Origin of the sequence: Roseomonas sp. TAS13, assembly GCF_001950415.1 — a bacterium.
Classification (GTDB): Bacteria; Pseudomonadota; Alphaproteobacteria; order Acetobacterales; family Acetobacteraceae; genus Roseomonas; species Roseomonas mucosa.
Map to the genome: position 1 here is coordinate 1 of NZ_BDLP01000276.1, position 6,021 is coordinate 6,021.

Genomic DNA, 6,021 nt, shown 5'->3' on the forward strand with positions numbered 1-6,021 from the left:
ACGGCGACCACCGAGATCTACACCTCTCTATGCTGACGTCGAGACTTGTGATCAAGAGACAGCGTGTATCGGGAGCTGCTGTGAGGATCCTGGTCATCAAGCTCTCGGCCCTGGGCGACGTCGTGCTGGCCCTCGGCCCCTTCGCGGCGATCCGCGCGCATCATCCGGGCGCCCATGTCACCCTGCTGACCACGAAGGCCTTCGTGGACTTCACCCGGCACATGCCCTGGTTCGACGAGGTCTGGCAGGACGAGCGGCCGAGCGGGCCCGCCGGCCTGCTGCGCCTCGCGCGCCGGCTGCGGGCCGGGCGCTTCGACCGGGTCTATGACCTGCAAACCTCGGGGCGCTCCTCGCGCTACCGCCTGCTGGTCGGCGGCCGTCCCGAGTGGTCGGGCATCGCGCGCGGCGCCAGTCATCCGCACAGCAATCCGCTGCGCGATTCCATGCACACGCTGGAACGGCAGCGGGAACAGCTGGAGATGGCCGGCATCCACGACTTCCCGCCGCCGGATCTGGGCTGGCTGGATGCCGACCTGTCGCATCTCGGCCTGCCGGAACTCTTCGCCGCGCTGGTACCGGGCGCCAGCCCGAGCCGCCCTGCCAAGCGCTGGCCGCATTTCCCGGCACTGGCGGCGCTGCTGCCCCTGCCATCCGTGGTGGTGGGCGGCCCCTCCGAGGCACCGCTGGCCAGAGCGGTGCGCGCGGAGCGGCCGGACGCCATCGACCTGACCGGCCGCACCTCGCTCTTCGAGCTGGCGGCGCTGCTCCGCCGGGCCGCCTTCACCGTGGGCAACGACACCGGCCCCACCCATCTGGCGGCGGCGGTGGGCAGCCCGACCCTGACCCTGTTCGGCGCGGACAGCGATCCCGCGCTCACCGCGCCGCGCGGGGACAGGGCGGCGTCGCTGCAACGCCTGCCGCTGGACAGCCTGGACCCCGCTGCCGTCATGACAGCCCTGCGCGGCCTGGACGTGCTGCCGGCACCGTCACCATCTGCCCCACCTTGACGTGTTGCGGGCGCGGTCCCAAAGGTCGCGCCTTGTTTCACACCCCTCCCCACGCAAGGAACGGCCCGCGCCCATGCCCGTGATCACTCTGCCCGACGGATCCACCCGTTCTTTCGACGGGGCGGTGACGGGCACGACGGTCGCGGCCGCCATCGGTCCCGGCCTCGCCAAGGCGGCGCTCGCCATGGAGCTGGACGGGAAGCTGGTGGACCTCGCCACCCCGGTCGAGGTGGATTCCAGCCTCCGCTTCGTCACCCGCAAGGACCCGGAGGCGCTGGAGCTGATCCGGCACGACGCGGCGCATGTGCTGGCCGAGGCGGTGCAGGAGCTCTTCCCCGGCACCCAGGTCACCATCGGCCCGGCGATCGAGGACGGCTTCTACTACGATTTCGCCCGCAACGAGCCCTTCACCCCGGAGGACTTCCCGGCGATCGAGGCGAAGATGCGCGAGATCGTCGCGCGCAACGCGGGCTTCGTGCGCGAGGTCTGGCCGCGCGAGGAAGCGATCCGCTTCTTCGAGGAGAAGGGCGAGCGCTACAAGGCCGAGCTGATCCGTGACCTGCCGGCGGACGTGCCGATCAGCATCTACCGCCAGGGCGATTGGCTCGACCTCTGCCGCGGGCCGCATATGCGCTCGACCGGCGATATCGGCTCCGCCTTCAAGCTGATGAAGGTGGCCGGGGCCTATTGGCGTGGCGACCACCGCAACGCCATGCTGTCCCGCATCTACGCCACCGCCTGGCGCGACCAGAAGGAGCTGGATGCCTATCTGCTCCGGCTGGAGGAGGCCGAGCGCCGCGACCACCGCAAGATCGGCAAGGAGATGGACCTCTTCCACCTCCAGGAGGAAGCGGTCGGCTCCATCTTCTGGCACCCGAAGGGCTGGAAGCTCTACCGGGCGCTGGAGGACTACATGCGCCGCCGGCTGGACGATGCGGACTACCAGGAGGTCCGCACCCCGCAGCTCGTGGACCGCAAGCTCTGGATCGCTTCCGGCCACTGGGAGAAGTTCCGCGAGAACATGTTCATCGCGACCGTCGAGGACGAATCCGAGAAGGACCGCGTCCTCGCGCTGAAGCCGATGAACTGCCCCTGCCACGTGCAGATCTTCAACCAGGGCCTGCGCAGCTACCGCGAGCTGCCGCTGCGCATGGCCGAGTTCGGCGCCTGCCACCGCTACGAGCCCTCGGGCGCGCTGCACGGCATCATGCGGGTGCGCTCCTTCACCCAGGACGACGCGCACATCTTCTGCACCGAGGAGCAGATCGCGGGCGAGACGGTCAAGTTCGTGGCGCTGCTCTCCGCCATCTACCGCGACCTGGGCTTCGAGAACTTCCGGGTGAAGTTCTCCGACCGCCCGGGGAAGCGCGCCGGGACGGACGAGGTCTGGGACCACGCGGAAGGCGCGCTGCACGAGGCCTGCCGCATCGCCAATGTGGAATACGAGATGAACCCGGGGGAGGGCGCCTTCTACGGCCCGAAGCTGGAATTCGTGCTCCGCGACGCGATCGGCCGCGACTGGCAGTGCGGCACGCTGCAGGTGGATTTCGTGCTGCCGGAGCGCCTGGACGCCGAGTACGTGGCCGAGGACGGCAGCCGCAAGCGCCCGGTCATGCTGCACCGCGCCATCCTGGGCAGCTTCGAGCGCTTCATCGGCATCCTGATCGAGCAGCATGCCGGCCGCTTCCCGCTCTGGCTCGCGCCGGTGCAGGTGGTGGTGGCGACCATCGTCAGCGATGCCGATGCCTATGCCGAGCAGGTGGGACAGGCGCTGCGTGCCGCCGGGCTCCGGGTGGAGCTCGACACGCGCAACGAGAAGATCAACCGCAAGGTGGCGGACCATATCGCGGGCCGCGTGCCGCTGATGGTGGTGATCGGACGGCGCGAGGCCGAGGAAGGGAAGATCGTGCTGCGCCGCCTGCCCGGGCGCGAACAGGAGACCCTGTCCCTGGACGAGGCCGTGGCGAAGCTGGCGGCGGAAGCCGTCCCGCCCGATGCCAAGCGCGAGAACATGGTTGCAGCGGCCTGAGCCGCGCACCATAAAATCATCCCTACGAAACCGTAACAGGAGCTAACCCTGGCCCGAGGCCCTATTCCGAACCAGCTTCCCACCCGCGACGGTCCGCGGGTAAACGAGGATATCCGCGTCCCGCAGGTCCGCCTGATCGATCAGGACGGCGAGATGCTCGGCGTGATGAGCGCGCGCGAGGCCCTGCTGCGTGCCTATGATGTGGGAATGGATCTCCTGGAGATCAGCCCGAACGCCGATCCGCCGGTCTGCAAGATCACCGACTACGGCAAGTACAAGTACGAGCAGCAGAAGAAGGCCAACGAGGCCCGCAAGAAGCAGAAGGTCGTCGAGATCAAGGAGATCAAGGTACGGCCGAACATCGATGACCACGACTACGAGGTGAAGATGCGCGCCGCGCGCTCCTTCATCGAGGAAGGCGACAAGGTCAAGGTGACGCTTCGCTTCCGCGGCCGCGAGATGGCGCACCAGGATCTGGGTGCCAAGGTGCTGGAGCGGATCCGGACCGAGCTGGGCGACACCGTGAAGGTGGAATCCATGCCGCGCCTGGAGAACCGCCAGATGATCATGGTCCTGGCACCGAAGTAGGATCTGCTGCGCCGCTCCGGAGGTTCCTCCTTCCGGCTGGCGCGTTCCCATGGGGCGATCCGGTTCCGGCTCGCCCATTCCGGCTGGCGGTGGGCTTCGCGGCCCGGCCGCCTGGTCGCGCTTGCGCCATCGGTGGCGCCTCGCGCGGCATGTCGGGCCGGGCGCCGCGCACCGGTGGAAAAAAGCGGCCCGGCATGGTCAGCCGAAGCGGGGATGACGCGTTCCCGCCCTGACCGGCCGGCGTGCCCCGGGCTTGCGGCCCATCGCCGGCTGACGGAGTTTGTGCCGGCAAGGTGAGGGAGCCGCATGCATTTCATCCGCCTCTACGCCAGGGTGCTGGGTCTCCTGGCGCCAGACAAATGGGTCGCGATCGGCCTCGCCTTCTCCGCTCTGGCCCTGGCCGGGCTGCAGTTCCTGGAGCCCGTCCTGTTCGGGCGGGTGGTGGACGTCCTTTCCGCCTCCGGCCGCCTGCCCGCCAGCGAGATCTGGCGCCAAGCCATGGCCTTGCTGGTGGTCTGGGGGGCGGTGGGCCTCACCGGGATCGCGGCGAATGTCGCGACCTCGCTGCTGGCGGACCGGATGTCGCACCGGAACCGGCTGGTCTCGATGCACCGCTTCTTCCAGCACGTGCTGTCGCTGCCGCTGTCCTTCCATGGCGACACGCAGTCCGGCCGGATCATGAAGATCATGCTCTCCGGCTCGGACAAGCTGTTCTCGCTCTGGCTGGGCTTCTTCCGCGAGCACCTGATGACCTTCCTCTCGGCCATCGTGCTCCTGCCCCTGACCCTCTTCCTGAACTGGCGCCTGGGCCTGCTGCTCATGGCCCTGGTGGTGATCTTCGTCACCGTCTCGATCTTCGTGATCAAGCGCACCCAGGCGGCGCAGGAGCATGTGGAGAAGCTCCATTCCGGCCTCGCGGGCAATGTGCAGGATGCGCTGTCGAACGTGACGGTGGTGCAGGCCTTCACCCGGATCAATGCCGAGACCCGGGCCTTCGGCGACACCATCCAGCAGGTCCTGGCGCACCAGTTCCCGGTGCTGAACTGGTGGGCGGTGGTGACGGTGATGACCCGCGCCTGCTCCACCATCTGCATCATCCTGATCTTCCTGCTCGGCACCTGGCTGCACATGCGGGGGCAGGCGACGGTGGGCGAGATCGTCTCCTTCATGGGCTTCGCCAACATGCTGATCTCCCGCATGGAGGGCGCGGTGGCCTTCGCCTCGCAGACCGTGCTGCAGATGCCCGCCCTGGCGGAGATGTTCGCCGTGCTGGATGCCCGCTCCTCCGTGCCGGAGAAGCCGAACGCCGTCGATATCGTCCAGGCGAAGGGCGAGGTGCGCTTCGAGAACGTGGCCTTCGGCTATCCGGGCGGTCCGCTGATCCTCAAGGACGTCTCCTTCACCGCGCCGCAGGGCCGCACCCTGGCCCTGGTCGGCCAGACCGGCGCCGGCAAGTCCACCGCCATGTCGCTGCTCCAGCGGCTCTGGGACCCGGTCTCCGGCCGGATCACCCTGGATGGGCACGACCTGCGGGACATCTCGCTGAATTCGCTGCGCGGCAATATCGGCGTGGTCTTCCAGGATTCGATGCTGTTCAACCGCACCATCCGCGAGAACCTGCTGATCGGCCGGCCCGACGCGACGCAGGAGCAGATCGAGCACGCCTGCCGCATGGCCGAGGCGCACGACTTCATCATGCGCCAGCCCCAGGGCTACGAAACGCTCATCGGCGAGCGTGGCAGCACGCTCTCGGGCGGACAGAAGCAGCGCCTTTCCATCGCCCGCGCGCTGCTGAAGGATCCGCCGGTGCTGATCCTGGACGAGGCGACGAGCGCACTCGACACCGCCACCGAGGCCCGGGTGCAGAAGGCGCTGAAGGCCCTGATGGCGGGGCGCACCACCTTCATCATCGCCCACCGGCTTTCCACCGTCCGGGACGCGGACGAGATCATGGTGTTCGATTCCGGCTACATCACGGAACGCGGCACCTTTGACGAGCTGGTGGCGCTGAACGGCCGCTTCGCCGAGCTGGTGAAGACCCAGCTCGCCGGGACCGCCCCGGTGAGCCAGCCGGCCCCGGTGCCGGCCTGAAAGGGCCGTGCGGGGCGAGCCTCCCTCCGCCCCGCCGCTTGCCGGGATCACCCCGGAGGGAGGCCGGAACACGAAAAAGCCGCCACGGACCCGTGGCGGCTTTTTCTTCTCCCGGTGGTTCCCCTTCCCGCGAGGCAGGAAGGGGGGCCCCCGATTACTGCACGAGACGCAGGGTGCCGTCGGGGCCGCGTTCATAGACGCCGCCACCCCCGAGATAGGCGCCGTTGCTGGCACTGCGACCGGTCGTGTGGCCGCGATTGCCACGCAGATGCGCCGGGCCGGTGCCGGGGCCGCCCTCCACTGCCG

General features: G+C 68.8%; 4 protein-coding genes. All 4 read left to right on the top strand.

Annotated elements, in window-relative coordinates; all coding sequences use genetic code 11:
* The first annotated feature begins 80 nt into the window (after positions 1–80).
* The 4 genes from ROTAS13_RS17890 (at position 81) to ROTAS13_RS17905 (ending at position 5,715) form a co-directional block, all read left to right on the top strand.
* Positions 81–1,007, top strand: coding sequence for a glycosyltransferase family 9 protein (locus ROTAS13_RS17890; RefSeq protein WP_058389420.1), 927 nt, complete (start codon positions 81–83; stop codon positions 1,005–1,007).
* A gap of 73 nt (positions 1,008–1,080) precedes the next feature.
* Positions 1,081–3,036, top strand: coding sequence for a threonine--tRNA ligase (thrS, locus tag ROTAS13_RS17895; RefSeq protein ID WP_058389421.1), 1,956 nt, complete (start codon positions 1,081–1,083; stop codon positions 3,034–3,036).
* 63 nt (positions 3,037–3,099) lie between these two features.
* Complete coding sequence (infC, locus tag ROTAS13_RS17900; protein WP_026033249.1) at positions 3,100–3,624, top strand: translation initiation factor IF-3; 525 nt, start codon at positions 3,100–3,102, stop codon at positions 3,622–3,624.
* 306 nt (positions 3,625–3,930) lie between these two features.
* A complete protein-coding gene (locus ROTAS13_RS17905) occupies positions 3,931–5,715 on the top strand; it encodes a glucan ABC transporter ATP-binding protein/ permease (protein ID WP_019461438.1) in 1,785 nt (594 codons plus the stop codon).
* Positions 5,716–6,021 lie beyond the last annotated feature (306 nt).